A 14,633-nucleotide genomic window follows, 5' to 3' on the forward strand; every position below is an offset into this window, starting at 1 on the left:
AGATGCAGAAGTGCGGCAAGGATAAAGATTCAAGGATTCCAGTGCAGGAAGTTACGGTAGAGGGCCAAGCCATGCTCGGCGCTTTTTTCAGGGTGGAACTGGGTTGCGAAAATATTATCGCGTGCAATCGCCGCTGAGAAGCGCTGGCCATAGTCCGTCTCGCCTACGCTGTGGCGCGCATCAGACGGTTGGGCGTAGTAACTGTGTACAAAGTAGAAGTAGCTGCCATCGGGCACCTCGCCCCACACCGGGTGCCTGGGCGCGCCGGCATGGCTGGTCTGCCAGACCTGGTTCCAGCCCATTTGGGGCACCTTGAAGCGGCTGCCGTCGGGCTGGATCTGCCCAGCCAGCTCGAATTTCACCACCTTGCCGGGAATCAGACCCAGACTGGCGGTGCTCTGCTCATCGCTGTGGTCCAGCAGCATCTGCATGCCCACGCACACGCCCATGAGCGGCTTGTGGGCAGCGGCGTGCATCACGGCATCAAACATGCCCGAGTCGTGCAACTCGCGCATGCAGTCGCGCATGGCGCCCTGGCCCGGCAGCACCACGCGTTCGGCGTCCATCACCTCTTGCGCGGTGCGGGCCCAGACCACGTCTACGCCGGCGTCGGCAGCCACGTGCATCACCGCCTGGGTGACCGAACGCAGGTTGCCCATGCCGTAGTCCACCACCGCCACTTTTTTCATTACAGCGAACCCTTGGTGGAAGGAATCATGCCCAGGGCGCGCGGGTCGAACTCGATGGCAGCGCGCAGCGCGCGGGCAAAGGCCTTGAACACGGTCTCGGCCTGGTGGTGGGCGTTTTCGCCCTTGAGGTTGTCGATGTGCAGGGTGACAAAGGCGTGGTTCACAAAACCCTGGAAGAACTCGTGGGTGAGCTGCGTGTCAAACGCGCCGATCATGCCGCTCTTGAACGGCACATTCATCTCCAGCCCGGGGCGCCCCGAGAAGTCGATCACCACGCGGCTCAGCGCCTCGTCCAGCGGCACATAGGCGTGGCCATAGCGGCGGATGCCCTTTTTGTCGCCAATGGCCTGGTGAAAGGCCTGGCCCAGCGTGATGCCCACGTCTTCCACCGTATGGTGGCCGTCGATGTGCAGGTCGCCATCGGCCTCGATGTCGAGGTCGATCATGCCGTGGCGGGCGATCTGGTCCAGCATGTGGTCGAAGAAGCCAATCCCGGTAGACAGGCGGCTCACGCCGGTGCCGTCCAGGTTGACGCGGACCTTGATTTTGGTCTCGGCGGTGTTGCGCGACACCTCGGCAATGCGGGGCGCGTAGGTCTGGGGCACTTCGGTGATGGGGTAGTTGGTAGTCATAGGGATTCCTGCAGGGCTTTCAACATCCGGGTGTTTTCATCGGAGGTGCCGACGGTAAGGCGCAGACATTGGGCCAGCAATGGGTGCATTTTAGAAACGTTCTTGACCAGAACGCCGCGCGCCTTGAGGCCATCGAACACTTTTTGTGCCCCATCCACCCCAGACGCACCCTCACCGGTGATGCGAACCAGCACCATATTGGCGTCGCTGTTCCAGGCCTTGACGCCTGGCAGCGCCCGCAATGCTCCTAAAAGCGTAGCGCGTTGCGCACAGATGTCGCGGGCTTGGGCCGCAAAAGCCTCTTGGTGTTCGAGCGCAAACAGTGCGCACTCGTAGTTCAGCACGCTGATGTTGTAGGGCGGGCGCACCTTGTCCACCTGGGCGATGAGCGTCTGGGGGCCCACCATGTAGCCAATGCGCACGCCAGCCAGGCCAAACTTGCTCATGGTGCGCATCAGCAGCACGTGGGCATTGGCAGCCGGGTTAGCGCGGATCACGTCCAGGTAGGTGCGGCTGGAAAACGGCTGGTAGGCCTCGTCAATGGCCACGATGCTGCCCGCCGCCTGGGCCGCGGCCACCACACGCACCATGTCGGCTTCGGCCCACAGGTTGGCCGTAGGGTTGTTAGGGTAGGCCAGGTAGACGATGGCCGGCTGGTGGGTTGCTATGGCCTGCACCATGGCCGGCACGTCCAGCTCAAAGTCGGCCGTGAGTGGCACACCCACAAAGCTCAGCCCCTGCAATTGCGCGCTCATGGCGTACATCACAAAACCCGGCAGCGGCGCCAGGATGGCGGGTTTGGGCTGACCGGACGCCACGGGCACGTCACAAGCCATCGCCAGCAGGCTGATGAGCTCGTCCGAGCCGTTGCCCAGCATGATGTCAAAACCCTCGGGCATGCCCGCATAGGCGGCCAGCGCCTGGCGCAGGTCGTTCACGCGGCCATCGGGGTAGCGGTTCAGCGCCAGCGCACCCAGGCGCTTGCCCAACGCCTCCTGCAGCTCCGCGGGCAGGCGGTGCGGGTTCTCCATGGCGTCCAGCTTGACCATACCCTTGGAATCCTGGATTGCGTAGGCGTGCATGCCCAACACGTCCTGGCGGATGCGGCGCTGGATCAACGCGCTCACGGTGCTGTCGGTGGAGGTAGTAGCGGTCATGCGGGGACTTTCAAAGCTAAAAACTAGTCGGCTAGCGCCACGTCGGCGGGCGTGGCTTGCAGAGGGCCGAGGATGGTGACGCCGTCAATCTGCTGGCCGTGCTGCAGGTCCAGCGAAAGCACGTGGGTGGCGCCGCTTTGCGCGGCGGCGGCCACGATCAGCGCGTCCCAGTACGGCAGGCCAAAACGTGCCTCCACGCCCCAGGCGGTTTCCACGGTCTGGTGGTCAATCTGCCAGGGCTGCCAGAGCTGGTAGCGGCGCAGCTTAGCGCGCGCATCACCCTGCGGCATGGCGAAGTGCTGGGTGGCGCCCACGTAGTAGGCGTTCAGCACCTGGGTGCTGACCCGCCCGGCACGCCGCTGCCACAGAGCCTGCAGCCAGTCACGGACACGGGCCTGGCGGGTGGCATCAAACGCGTCGTCCGCGGCCAACAGCACATTCGTATCGACAAAAACAATGGCGCCAGAGGTGTCGAGCGGGCTAGCCATTCAGAACCTCCCGCTGCGGGTACGCCTTGCCGCCGGAGCTGAACGACGAGGTATCCGCCACCCAGTCGCGCTGCGCGCGGGCGTAGGCGTCGTCGTGCTGCATCTTGTCGGTCAACATCTCACCCACCAGCCGCGACACACTGGTATTACGCTTGGCCGCCTCAATGCGCACCCACTCCAGCGTGGCGTCTTCGACGGTGATGGTGACGTTTTTCATCTTGAATGCAGTTTACACGAATTTCGTGTTGCACTGAATTCGTGTGAATTGAAGTCAATTTATCGGTCCGGGCAAATGCGCAAGGCTCAAACGCCCCGCGCTATAGTGCGGCGAAAACAAAGAACGGGAGGGTAGAAAAATGATGGTCATCCAAGCGCCAAAGCGCGCCCAGAGGCTGCCCGGTTTCCCGCTATCTTTATATGAGCATCTTGCGCATATTCCACGAGGGCTGGAGGCCAATTTGGCGGGTAACCTTGCCAGAATATCCCGCAGTTTTTGCGGCATACATTGAGGTCGATCGACGTATAGAACAGTGGCGCTAGCACACATACTGGGTATTTATACAGTAATGCTTTTCTGATAGCGTGCGTAGCTGTGTCACAGCGCACGGACAAAAGCGAGCTTTTGACACGGACGAAGTGACACAGCTACGTAGGCTGTTGACCAAAAAAGGGACGGTTGTGAATAGACAGAATACGCGCCAAGAGGTGTTGCGATACGCGACAGACCGCCTCAACCGTACGGACACCCGCTACGCGTGTGCCGCACATTTCCAACGTTGGGCCGCACGCCATGCAAATTGATCCTCCTACCTGGGCCCTGCGCGGGGTTCGCTGCGAGTGCTGCTCAGGGCAAGGTGCCTTGTGCTTCTCCGCATGTCCAGACTGCCATGCGGTCGTGCTGATTTGCGACGAAGTCGGCACCGTTTTCCAGTACCCAAAGAATCTTGAATCCGCCGTCTATGGCGGATTGGATGATCCGAATTGCCGTTGCCCGCGCTGTGCCGGCAAAGTGGTCTCGAAGTTCCGAAACGCCTCTGCCGAAGAAATACAGGATGCTGGGTTCCCGGTTGGTTCGTATGAATGATCTGTTGCTGCCCAACCCTACGTTGCAGCGGACGGCTACGCCGCCCGCTGAGCTTTGACGTTAGAAGGCGCATGCACTCTTCGATCTATCAAAGCTGGGGTGAGAAAGCTGCAGGCAACGCTAAGTCGCTCGCAACAGAGTCTCGTCTTCTCTTCGAGGCGAAGCATTTGCCGCGCGCCTACTATCTTGCCCACATGTCAACGGAGGAGTCAGCAAAGAGCATTCTGCTGCGGACCATGAGCATCTCAGGAACGCCTGAGAGCGAGATCCCAAAGGTCACCAAGCTTCTCCGAGATCACAAGAAGAAGATTGAGTTTCTCGTAACCTATGCAGCCAGTTTGTCTGAAGAACTGCAAGCGCAGATTGGGGAACTGCAGGAAAGCCTGATAGACCACATCAACGATCTCAAGAACGACACGATGTATGTGTCATGCAAGGCCAAGTCTGCTGTTTCTCCCGAAGAGAAGGTCGCGGCCCTCGATATTGAGCAATATGTCCAGCTCGCGGAGGCTCTATCGCAGCACGCCGTGCGCCTTCTAACCCTTCCATCGAGCTGACATGCCCCGGCAAGCCGGGTCACGCTCATGTCAAACATAAAACACCCATGCGGTCAAAACTCGCCGCGCGAGTCGTCTTCGCATCCCCACTTCTTGCGCTTGCAGGCCAATGGGAAATTTGCGACTACACCGTCCAAATAGAAAGCTCTGCGCTATCGGGCGTGCGCGCCACGGTGAAAGAAGCCGCCCTCAAAAATCCGGAGTTGTGCGAAAAAGCCGGCGCTAGCCTGAGCTTCGCGCCCGAGTCTGAGGACTACCAAAGCGTGCTTGCTAGGAAGCGCTGGCCCCAGGTGAGGACTACCGCGGCACTGCGACACCGTCAGTTGACGGGGTTTTGCAAGCGTGACGGCGATACCCAGCCATGCACGATCCAGCATTACTCTGTCTTGCCCCACAGATAGTCCCTCCCGCTGCGGGCTGAGGTGGGTGCCATCGTTGCCGGTGGATTGCTGCTGTTGGCAACATCCAAGCGCAGCTGAGCCTGCACGCTGCCCACCTTGCTACCCGCGCCCAGAGCCCAGGTGCTCGCCAATTAACAGGGGTACACCGTCGCCAGCGCGTTGGTCAGCACCAGCTGCACCGGGAAGTCCGCCTCGTACACATCGGCATTGCGCTTGAGTTCTGCGGTGTAAAGGCTTTTGGCCATGCTGGGTTCCAGACGTCGCCCATTGAGGCAGATACTGGGCTTGCCGCCGTCGCGCACAGCTTGGTTGTGCGCTTCTACCGCACCTTCCATGACGCCGACCAGGTAATAGTCGGTGTAGGTGCTGCCCAGCTTTTCTTTCTTCTCCAGCGTGCGCATTTCGCGGATGGTCATGGCCTGAGCCGCAACCATGCAGCCTGCGATGAGAACCAGCGCCGTGGCGGCGCGACAAAGGAAGGGGCGGGGTGAAGGTGTGTGCATGGGAGTTGGTCGTCCGTCTGCACGCATTCTTACTTCAATCGCATTTCCGCCGCACGCGCGTGGGCTTGCAGGCCTTCGCCATGCGCCAGCACCGAGGCAATCTGACCCAGCGCCTGCGCGCCCTGCTCGCTCACCTCGATGAGGCTGCTGCGCTTCTGGAAGTCGTACACGCCCAGCGGGCTGCTGAAGCGCGCCGTGCCACTGGTGGGCAACACGTGGTTGGGGCCGGCGCAGTAGTCGCCCAGGCTCTCAGAGGTGTAGGCACCCAGGAAGATCGCCCCGGCGTGTTTGAGCAACGGCTCCCACTTGTGGGGGTCGTTGCTGGACACTTCCAAATGCTCGGGCGCAATGCGGTTGCTGATCTCGCAGGCCTCTTCCATGCTGCGCGTGTGGATCAACGCGCCGCGGCCGGTCAGGCTCTTGGCAATGATCTCGGCGCGCGGCATCTCGTTCAACAGGCGGTTGATGCTGGCCTGCACTTGGGCGATGTAGGCCGCATCGGGGCACAGCAGGATACTTTGCGCTAGCTCGTCGTGCTCGGCCTGGCTGAACAGGTCCATGGCCACCCAGTCGGGCGGCGTGCTGCCGTCGGCCAGCACCAGAATTTCGCTGGGGCCGGCAATCATGTCGATGCCCACGATGCCAAACACGCGGCGCTTGGCGGCGGCCACATAGGCGTTGCCGGGGCCGGTGATCTTGTGCACGGCGGGAATGCTCTCGGTGCCATAGGCCAGCGCGGCCACGGCCTGCGCACCACCGATGGTGAAGGCGCGGGTCACGCCGGCCACATAGGCGGCGGCCAGCACCAGGGCGTTCTTCTCGCCCTTGGGCGTTGGCACGACCATGATGATTTCGCCCACACCGGCCACGTGGGCGGGAATGGCGTTCATCAACACGCTGGACGGGTAAGCCGCCTTGCCGCCGGGTACATAAATGCCCACGCGGTCCAGCGGGGTGACCTTTTGGCCCAAGAGTGTGCCATCTTCGTCGCGGTAGCTCCAGCTCTCGCCAGACGCTTTTTTCTGCGCCTCGTGGTAACTACGCACACGTTTGGCAGCGGCTTCCAGAGCAGTGCGCTGTGCGGCGGGAATGCTGTCAAACGCGGCCTTGAGTTCAGCCTGCGTCAGCTCCAGTGCCTGCATGGTGGGCACGGTCAGACCGTCAAAGCGCGCCGTGTACTCCAGCACGGCAGCATCGCCCCGCTGCTGCACGTCCGCGAGGATGTCGGCCACGCGCTGCTCGATGGCCGCATCGGTATCGGCAGACCAGTGCAGGCGCGCCTTGAAATCGGCATCAAAAGTGGCACTAGCGCTTGATAGATATGCGGGAGCAGCTACAAAAGTCATAGCAATGTCACGTCGGGTTACTGGCCCACCGCGCCGGCAAAGGCGTCGATGATTTTGCGGATGGGTTCTTGTTTGAGCTTCAGCGCGGCCTGGTTCACCACCAGGCGCGAGCTGATGTCCATGATGCGTTCCACCTCCACCAGGTGGTTGGCCTTGAGCGTGTTGCCGGTGGACACCAGATCGACGATCGCATCGGCAAGCCCCACCAGGGGCGCCAGCTCCATGCTGCCATAAAGCTTGATCAGGTCCACGTGCACGCCCTTGCTGGCAAAAAACTCGCGCGCAATCGCCACGTATTTGGTCGCCACCTTGAGGCGCGAGCCCTGCTTGACGGCAGACGCATAGTCAAAGTCGGCCCGCACGGCCACGCTGATGCGGCACTTGGCAATCTGCAAATCCAGCGGCTGGTACAGGCCCTGGCTGCCATGCTCCAGCAACGTGTCCTTGCCGGTAATGCCGAGGTCGGCACCGCCGTACTGCACATAGGTGGGCACGTCGGTGGCGCGCACCACCAGCACGCGTACGTTGGGCTGGTTGGTGTCCAGAATCAGCTTGCGCGATTTTTCCGGGTCGTCCAGCACCTCGATACCGGCGGCCTTGAGCAAGGGCACGGTTTCTTCAAAGATGCGGCCCTTGGACAGGGCGAGTGTGATCATGTCGGTAGCCATTTACGTCAGTCTTTCAATGTCTGCGCCAATGCCGCGCAGCTTGGCTTCCATCTGGTCGTAACCGCGGTCCAGGTGGTAGATGCGGTCCACCATGGTCTCGCCCTCTGCCACCAGGCCGGCAATCACCAGGCTGGCCGAGGCGCGCAGGTCGGTAGCCATCACCGTGGCACCCGACAGTTTGGGCACGCCTTCAATCACCGACACCTTGCCGTCGATCTGGATGTGCGCGCCCAGGCGCACCAGCTCGTTGACGTGCATGAAGCGGTTCTCGAAGATCGTCTCGGTCACCTTGCTGGCACCGTGCGAAATGGCGTTGAGCGCCATGAACTGCGCCTGCATGTCGGTGGGGAAGCCCGGGTACTCGGTGGTGCGGAAGCTCTGCGCCTTGAGGCGGCCTTGCGACTGCACGCGGATGCCCCCGGCTATGGCTTCCACCGTGGCCCCAGCGTCACGCAGCTTGTCGATCACCGCATCCAGATGGTCGGCACGGCCATGCTTGAGCACCACGTCACCACCCGTGGCGGCCACGGCGCACAGAAAAGTGCCGGTCTCGATGCGGTCCGCCACCACCTGGTGGGTACAGCCATGCAGCCTCTCCACGCCCTGGATGCGGATGCGGCTGGTGCCGTGGCCTTCGATCTTGGCGCCCATCTTGATGAGCATTTCAGCCAAATCGGGAATCTCGGGCTCTTGCGCGGCGTTTTCCAAAATGGTTTCGCCCTCGGCCAGGGCTGCCGCCATCAAGAAGTTCTCGGTGCCGGTCACCGTCACCATGTCGGTGGCAATGCGCGCGCCCTTCAGGCGGGTGCGGCCCTTGGGCAGCTTGGCGATCATGTAGCCGTGCTCGACCACAATCTCGGCGCCCATGGCGGTCAGGCCTTTCAGGTGCTGGTCTACCGGGCGCGAACCGATGGCGCAGCCACCGGGCAGAGACACGGTAGCCTCTCCAAAGCGCGCCAGCAGCGGGCCCAGCGCGAGCACCGAGGCGCGCATGGTTTTCACCAGCTCGTAGGGGGCTTCGGGTGCGCTCAGCGGGCCGGCATTGATATGCACAGCGCCATCCGCCCCCTGCTCTACCTGCACGCCCATGTTGCGGATCAGCGTGAGCATGGTGGACACGTCTTGCAGGCGCGGCACGTTCAGCAGTGTGACCGGCTCGGCGGTCAGCAGGGTGGCGCACAGCTCGGGCAAGGCGGCGTTCTTGGCACCAGAAATTAGCACCTCGCCTTGCAAGGTGTTGCCACCACGGATCAGGAGTTTGTCCATACAGAGTCGTTTACGCGGATTGCGCGGCCCACTCGGCCGGCGTATAAGTTTTCATCGACAGGGCGTGCACTTCATCGGTGTGCATGCGGCTGCCCAGCGTGGCATACACCTGCTGGTGGCGCTGGATCAGGCGCTTGCCCTCGAACGCACTGGAGACGATGGTGGCGTACCAGTGGCGGCCATCGCCTTCAAGGGCACAGTGCTCGCAAGCAATGCCGGCGGTGATGAGGGCTTGGAGTTGGTCAGCAGTCATAGAAATCAGGAACGGATCTTGTAGCCGGTGCGCAGCAGGTGCACGGCAATGGCACTCACCACGGCCAGCGCGATGCCGACGATGCCCAGGCTGAGCCAAGGTGACACATCGCTCTGGCCGAAGAAGCCATAGCGGAAGCCGTCGATCATGTAGAAGAAGGGGTTGAGGTGGCTCACGCTTTGCCAAAAGGCGGGCAGCGAGTGGATGGAGTAAAACACGCCGCTCAAAAACGTCATGGGCATGATGATGAAGTTCTGGAAGGCAGCGAGCTGGTCAAACTTTTCAGCCCACAGGCCGGCGATCAGACCCAAGGTACCCAACAGGGCTGCGCCCAGCAAGGCAAAGGCCAGAATCCACAGCGGCGCCACAAAGTGGATGGGGGTGAAGAACACGGTGACGAACATGACACCCGCCCCCACCACCAGCCCACGCGCAATGCTGGAGCCCACATAGGCAAAGAACCAGCTCCAGTGCGACAGCGGCGTGAGCAACAGGAACACCAGGTTGCCCATGATCTTGCTCTGGATCAACGATGACGAGCTGTTGGCAAACGCGTTTTGCAAGACGCTCATCATCACCAAGCCCGGCACCAAAAACGCGGTGTAGCTGATGGTGTCATAGACCTTCACGTGGTCGCCCAGTGCATGGCCAAAAATCATCAGGTACAGCAGGGCTGTCAATACCGGCGCCGCCACGGTCTGGAAACCGACTTTCCAGAAACGCAGGGTTTCCTTGTACAACAGGGTTTGCCAGCCGTTCATGCGCCCACCTCTTCCGTATTGCCCATGACGTCGAGGAAGACATCCTCCAGATCGGCCTTGCGGATCTCCACGTCTTCCACTGTCACGCCAGCCTGGCGCACGGCAGCCAGGTATTGTTCAATTTCTAGCGCGTTGTGCGCGGGCAGTTGCACGATACGGCCGGTGATACGGGCGCGCGCCGCCAGTTCGATGGGCAAGGCATCGCCCGTTTTGAAGCGCAGCACATTGCTGCTGGCGGCCTTGAGCAGGTCGCTGGTTTTGTCCAGCGCCACAATGCGGCCGGTCTTGAGCATGGCAATGCGGCCACACAGGGCCTCGGCTTCTTCCAGGTAATGGGTGGTCAGCAGCACGGTGCTGCCTTGTTTGTTGAGATTGGCCACAAACTGCCACAGCGTCTGGCGCAGTTCCACGTCCACACCAGCGGTCGGCTCGTCCAGCACGATAACGGGCGGTTTGTGCACAAGGGCCTGCGCCACCAACACGCGGCGCTTCATGCCACCCGAGAGCTGGCGCATGTTGGCGTTGGCCTTGTCGGTCAGGCCCAGGCCTTCGAGCAGTTCGTCCACCCAGGCGTCGTTGTTCTTGACGCCAAAGTAGCCAGACTGGATGCGCAGCATTTCTCGCACGTTAAAGAAGGGGTCAAACACCAGCTCCTGCGGCACCACACCCAGCTTGCGGCGGGCGTTGGCGTAGTCGGCCTGGACATCGCTGCCCAGCACCTGCACGCTGCCACTGCTGGCACGGGTGAGCCCGGCCAGGATGCTGATCATGGTGGTTTTACCTGCGCCGTTGGGACCGAGCAGGCCGAAAAATTCGCCCTCTTCGATCTGGAGGCTGACCCCGTCCAGGGCCTTGAAGGTGGAGCCTTTGGGGCCTTTGGGAGAGGCGTAGGCTTTGGAGACGGATTGGAATGAGATGGCGGGCATGAGAACCCGCGATTTTACGCGGACGGGCTCAGGCCGCGGTCAGCAGGCCGTCAATCCCGTACAAGGTGGCCAGGTCTCGCAGGCGGGTGGGCAGGCTGCGTACGGCAAATTGTTTGCCAATACGCGCGCATTCGCGGCGCAGCTCTAGCAATACCGCCAGCGCCGAAGAGTCAAAACGCTGCAACGCAGCACCGTCCACCACGATGGTGTGCGGCTCTGCCTGCAGGCCGGAGCGCAGGGTAGCCAGGCAGTCGTGCGCCACGTCCTGCGTCAAAGTGGAGGGAAGGTTCAGCACATCAGCCTTTCTTGGCGTTGGCCTTGTTTTGTTCCGTCAGGGTGTCAATCAGCCCGTCAATGCCCTTGGCGTTGATTTGTTGTGCAAACTGGCTGCGGTAGGTTTCCACCAGCCACACACCCAACACATTCAGGTTGTAAATCTTCCAGCCAGCGCCCACGCCGGGGGTTTTTTCCAGGCGGTAATCGAGCTGAATAGCGTCGCCCTTGCCCTTGACCTCGGTCCGCACCACCACCTCTTTGTCCTCGGGCGCAGCGCGCAGGGGCTTCATGGCGATGGTCTGGTCACTCACCTGCGCCAGCGCACCTGCGTAGGTGCGCACCAGCAGGGTTTTGAATTCATCTTGCAGGCGTTTTTGCTGCTCGGGCGTGGCCTGGCGCCAGCCGGGGCCCACGGCCGAAGCCGTCATGCGCTGGAAGTTCACATTGGGCATGATGCGGCTGTCCACCAGCGCGATCACACGGGCCATGTCACCGGCGCGAATCGCCTTGTCCGCCTTGATGGTGTCGAGCACGTCCACCGAGAGGCGCTTGATCAGCGCGTCAGGGGCTTCATCCTCAGCACGGGCGGCCGGAGAAAATGCCATGGCACCCAGTGTCACCACAGCCGCCAAAGCCACCACTACCTGTCGTTTGTTCAAAATCATGCGTGTCTCCATGCGAGCAATTATCCACAGACCCGGTCTGCCATGCAGAACGCCGTGGATGCCCCCTCAAGGCTCGGTGCCTTCTTCGGGCGGCGGGTCACCATCGTAGTCATCATTGCGCTGGCGTTGCAAATAGGCGTCGCGGGTAAAGGAGTAACGGTCCAGTGCCGCACCATCCACGACATCACCGGCCCGCAAGTAGGTGGCGCGGGTGTCCACCACATTGAGCACCGTCAGCCCTGTGCGTGTCGCCTCGTCTGGCATATGCGTCACCAGACTGCCCTGCTGGTCCACCGGCAAGGCCGCCACTTCACGCAGGGTGGCGGGACCTAACAAAGGCAGCACCAGATACGGCCCCGGGCGCACGCCCCAACGCCCCAGGGTCAGCCCAAAGTTGGCCGGATGCCGGTCTATGCCCAGGTCACTGGCGACATCTATCAACCCGCCCAAGCCGATGGTGCTGTTGACCATGACACGGCCAATGCTGTCGCCCATCTCCTGGCCGCGCAGTTGCAGACCGTTGTTCAGGGCGGACCAGACGTCTTCGAGGTTGTTGAAGAAATTGCCCACCCCTTTGCGCGCCCACGAAGGCAAGGTGGCTTGGTAGGCACGGGCGGTGGGTTTGAGCACCACGCGGTCCAGACCATCGTTGAAGCTGAACACACCACGGTTAAATGACTCCAGCGGATCACGCGGGTCCGGCGACGCCACCGTGGCACAGCCTTGCAACACCAGCAAAGCCAGCCCCAAGAGCAAGCCGGCAGCCCCACGCATCAGGCGGTGCGCGGACAGGCTGTAAGACAGATCAAAACGGCTCATTTGCCCTCTTTGTCGCTACCGGTTCCGTCAGCCGCCTTGCTGTACAGGAACTGGCTGATCAGGTTTTCCAGCACCACGGCCGATTGGGTGGTGCCAATGCTGTCACCGGCAACCAAGTTGGCGGCATCGGCGCCCGCTTCAATGCCAATGTACTGCTCTCCGAGCAGGCCGCTGGTCAAAATTTTGAGCGAGCTGTCTTTGGGGAAGGCAAACCGTTTGTCCATGGACAACACCACCTTGGCCTGGAAACTCTTGTCATCAAACACGATGGACTCCACACGCCCGACCACCACACCTGCACTTTTGACCGCTGCTTTGGGTTTCAAGCCACCAATGTTGTCGAATTTGGCGCTGACCGCGTAGCCGCGCTCAAAGTTCAGCGACAGCAGGTTGGCCGACTGCAAGGCCAAAAACAGCAGCGCTGTCGCCCCCAGGAGCACAAACAAACCCACCCACACATCTTTGCCAGAACGTTGCATTTGTTATCCCCTAAATACTGAACATCATGGCGGTCAGGACAAAGTCCAAACCCAACACGGTCAACGACGCCACCACCACGGTGCGCGTGGTGGCATGGGCTACGCCCTCAGGCGTGGGCTGGGCCTCATAGCCCTGCAGCAGAGCGATAAAACTCACCGCAAAACCGAACACGGCGCTCTTGAGCACGCCGTTGCCCACATCCAGCCACACATCTACCCCACCCTGCATTTGGCTCCAAAACGAGCCAGCGTCAATGCCAATCATCAACACACCGACGACCCAACCACCGATGATGCCCACCGCGCTGAACACGGCGGCCAGCAAGGGCATGGCAATCACAGCGCCCCAAAAACGCGGTGCCAAAATGCGTTGCACTGGGTCCACGGCCATCATTTCCATGGCGCTAAGTTGCTCACCGGCTTTCATGAGGCCGATCTCCGCGGTGAGCGAGGTACCGGCCCGGCCTGCGAACAACAGGGCCGTGATCACCGGGCCCAGCTCACGCACCAGACTCAGCGCCACCAGCAGGCCCAAGGCCTCGGACGAGCCATAACGTTGCAGGGTGTAGTAACCCTGCAGGCCCAGCACAAAGCCCACAAAAATGCCGGACACCGCAATGATGGCCAGCGAGTAATTGCCCATGAAGTGGATCTGGTCCCGCACCAGGCCAAAGCGGCGCAGTGCCGAGGGCAGCGAGGCCAACAGACGCAGAAACAGGCGCGCGCCATAACCCAGGTCCGCCAGCTTGGAGCGGGCGGAAAAACCGACGTCGGAGGGGCGGTACCAGCTCATCGTCCCGCCCCTGCAGAAAAATCGGCATCCACACTGGAGGCCGGGTAATGGAAACGCACCGGCCCTTCGGGCAGCGCGTTGACAAACTGGTGGACCAGCGGGTCGGTGCTGTGGCGCACTTCTTCGGGTGTGCCCTGGGCGGCAATCTTGCCGTTGGCCAGGATGATGACCTTGTCGGCGATGTGGAGGGTTTCTTCCAGGTCGTGCGAAACGATCACACTGGTCAGGCCCATGGTGTCGTTGAGCTGGCGAATCAGGCGGGCCGCGGTGCCCAGCGAAATCGGGTCCAGCCCGGCAAAAGGTTCGTCGTACATCACCAGCTCCGGGTCCAGCGCAATGGCACGGGCCAGCGCCACGCGCCGGGCCATGCCGCCGGAAATTTCAGCCGGCATCAGGTCACGCGCACCGCGCAGCCCCACCGCGTTGAGTTTCATGAGCACGATGTCGCGCACCAGGGCCGGCGACAGTTTGGTGTGCTCACGCAGCGGAAAGGCCACGTTGTCAAACACGCTCAGGTCGGTAAACAGGGCGCCAAACTGGAACAGCATGCCCATACGACGCCGCGCCGCGTACAGCTGCTGCGCGTTGGCCTGGCCCATGTCTTGCACGTCCTGCTCCTGCTGCGCACCGTGCAACAACAGTTGGCCCTTTTGCGCCCGGTACTGGCCGCCGATCAGGCGCAGCACCGTGGTCTTGCCGCCGCCCGAGGCGCCCATCAGCGCCGTGACTTTGCCACGCGGGATGGACAGGGTCACACCGTCCAGGATCAGGCGTTCGCCGTAGCCAAAGGACAGATCCTGGAGTTCAACAAGAGGGGCAGTGGAATGGTCAGCCATATAAGCAACAAGGCCGGGATATACCCGGCCTTGG

At 61.8% G+C, this 14,633-nt stretch carries 19 protein-coding genes; 1 reads left to right on the plus strand and 18 read right to left on the minus strand.

What is annotated here, in order from left to right:
* Positions 1-29 precede the first annotated feature (29 nt).
* Genes hisH through C5F53_RS20370 form a run of 5 tightly spaced genes read right to left on the minus strand, consistent with a single transcriptional unit; the run spans position 30 to position 3,183 of the window.
* Positions 30-689: an imidazole glycerol phosphate synthase subunit HisH gene (gene hisH / locus C5F53_RS17655; protein WP_105262700.1), complete on the minus strand. Its 660-nt coding sequence runs from the start codon at positions 687-689 to the stop codon at positions 30-32.
* Positions 689-1,321, minus strand: coding sequence for an imidazoleglycerol-phosphate dehydratase HisB (hisB, locus tag C5F53_RS17660; protein WP_105262701.1), 633 nt, complete (start codon positions 1,319-1,321; stop codon positions 689-691). Before hisB ends, hisH begins: the two co-directional genes overlap by 1 nt.
* Positions 1,318-2,478 (minus strand): histidinol-phosphate transaminase, encoded by a 1,161-nt coding sequence (hisC, locus tag C5F53_RS17665; RefSeq protein ID WP_105262702.1) that lies wholly within the window; start codon positions 2,476-2,478, stop codon positions 1,318-1,320. The genes hisB and hisC overlap by 4 nt, the downstream gene beginning before the upstream one ends.
* Positions 2,479-2,501: 23 nt before the next feature.
* Positions 2,502-2,966 carry a PIN domain-containing protein gene (locus C5F53_RS17670; protein ID WP_201740887.1) on the minus strand — a complete coding sequence of 155 codons (465 nt, stop codon included), beginning with the start codon at positions 2,964-2,966 and terminating at the stop codon, positions 2,502-2,504.
* Positions 2,959-3,183, minus strand: coding sequence for a CopG family transcriptional regulator (locus C5F53_RS20370; protein WP_201740888.1), 225 nt, complete (start codon positions 3,181-3,183; stop codon positions 2,959-2,961). Before C5F53_RS20370 ends, C5F53_RS17670 begins: the two co-directional genes overlap by 8 nt.
* 938 nt (positions 3,184-4,121) lie before the next feature.
* On the opposite strand from C5F53_RS20370, the gene C5F53_RS17675 reads away from it, so the two are divergent.
* Complete coding sequence (locus C5F53_RS17675) at positions 4,122-4,607, plus strand: AbiV family abortive infection protein (protein ID WP_161499958.1); 486 nt, start codon at positions 4,122-4,124, stop codon at positions 4,605-4,607.
* A gap of 532 nt (positions 4,608-5,139) precedes the next feature.
* Here the strand turns inward: C5F53_RS17675 and C5F53_RS17685 are convergent.
* The 13 genes from C5F53_RS17685 to C5F53_RS17745 all read right to left on the minus strand — a co-directional run bounded on the left by C5F53_RS17685 (position 5,140) and on the right by C5F53_RS17745 (position 14,599).
* A complete protein-coding gene (locus C5F53_RS17685; RefSeq protein ID WP_236635426.1) occupies positions 5,140-5,511 on the minus strand; it encodes a hypothetical protein in 372 nt (123 codons plus the stop codon).
* Between the two features lie 29 nt (positions 5,512-5,540).
* Positions 5,541-6,857: a histidinol dehydrogenase gene (gene hisD, locus C5F53_RS17690; protein ID WP_105262706.1), complete on the minus strand. Its 1,317-nt coding sequence runs from the start codon at positions 6,855-6,857 to the stop codon at positions 5,541-5,543.
* Positions 6,858-6,874: 17 nt separating this feature from the next.
* Positions 6,875-7,513 carry an ATP phosphoribosyltransferase gene (gene hisG / locus C5F53_RS17695; RefSeq protein WP_105262764.1) on the minus strand — a complete coding sequence of 213 codons (639 nt, stop codon included), beginning with the start codon at positions 7,511-7,513 and terminating at the stop codon, positions 6,875-6,877.
* A 12-nt stretch (positions 7,514-7,525) separates the two neighbouring features.
* On the minus strand, positions 7,526-8,791 hold the full coding sequence (gene murA, locus C5F53_RS17700) for a UDP-N-acetylglucosamine 1-carboxyvinyltransferase (protein ID WP_105262707.1): 1,266 nt from the start codon (positions 8,789-8,791) through the stop codon (positions 7,526-7,528).
* Between the two features lie 10 nt (positions 8,792-8,801).
* A complete protein-coding gene (locus C5F53_RS17705) occupies positions 8,802-9,044 on the minus strand; it encodes a BolA family protein (RefSeq protein WP_105262708.1) in 243 nt (80 codons plus the stop codon).
* A 5-nt stretch (positions 9,045-9,049) separates the two neighbouring features.
* Positions 9,050-9,805: an ABC transporter permease gene (locus C5F53_RS17710; protein WP_105262709.1), complete on the minus strand. Its 756-nt coding sequence runs from the start codon at positions 9,803-9,805 to the stop codon at positions 9,050-9,052.
* Positions 9,802-10,731, minus strand: a complete 930-nt coding sequence (locus tag C5F53_RS17715) for an ABC transporter ATP-binding protein (protein ID WP_105262710.1) — start codon at positions 10,729-10,731, stop codon at positions 9,802-9,804. The genes C5F53_RS17710 and C5F53_RS17715 overlap by 4 nt, the downstream gene beginning before the upstream one ends.
* A gap of 28 nt (positions 10,732-10,759) precedes the next feature.
* A complete protein-coding gene (locus C5F53_RS17720; RefSeq protein WP_105262711.1) occupies positions 10,760-11,026 on the minus strand; it encodes a lipid asymmetry maintenance protein MlaB in 267 nt (88 codons plus the stop codon).
* A gap of 1 nt (position 11,027) precedes the next feature.
* Positions 11,028-11,612, minus strand: coding sequence for a phospholipid-binding protein MlaC (locus C5F53_RS17725; RefSeq protein ID WP_236635430.1), 585 nt, complete (start codon positions 11,610-11,612; stop codon positions 11,028-11,030).
* A 126-nt stretch (positions 11,613-11,738) separates the two neighbouring features.
* Positions 11,739-12,491 carry a VacJ family lipoprotein gene (locus C5F53_RS17730; RefSeq protein WP_236635427.1) on the minus strand — a complete coding sequence of 251 codons (753 nt, stop codon included), beginning with the start codon at positions 12,489-12,491 and terminating at the stop codon, positions 11,739-11,741.
* Complete coding sequence (gene mlaD, locus C5F53_RS17735) at positions 12,488-12,970, minus strand: outer membrane lipid asymmetry maintenance protein MlaD (RefSeq protein WP_105262712.1); 483 nt, start codon at positions 12,968-12,970, stop codon at positions 12,488-12,490. Before mlaD ends, C5F53_RS17730 begins: the two co-directional genes overlap by 4 nt.
* A 10-nt stretch (positions 12,971-12,980) precedes the next feature.
* Positions 12,981-13,763 (minus strand): lipid asymmetry maintenance ABC transporter permease subunit MlaE, encoded by a 783-nt coding sequence (gene mlaE, locus C5F53_RS17740; RefSeq protein ID WP_105262713.1) that lies wholly within the window; start codon positions 13,761-13,763, stop codon positions 12,981-12,983.
* Positions 13,760-14,599 carry an ABC transporter ATP-binding protein gene (locus C5F53_RS17745; RefSeq protein WP_105262714.1) on the minus strand — a complete coding sequence of 280 codons (840 nt, stop codon included), beginning with the start codon at positions 14,597-14,599 and terminating at the stop codon, positions 13,760-13,762. Before C5F53_RS17745 ends, mlaE begins: the two co-directional genes overlap by 4 nt.
* Positions 14,600-14,633: the final 34 nt, after the last annotated feature.

This window comes from Rhodoferax sp. TS-BS-61-7, from assembly GCF_002943465.1.
Taxonomy (GTDB): Bacteria; Pseudomonadota; Gammaproteobacteria; order Burkholderiales; family Burkholderiaceae_C; genus Allorhodoferax.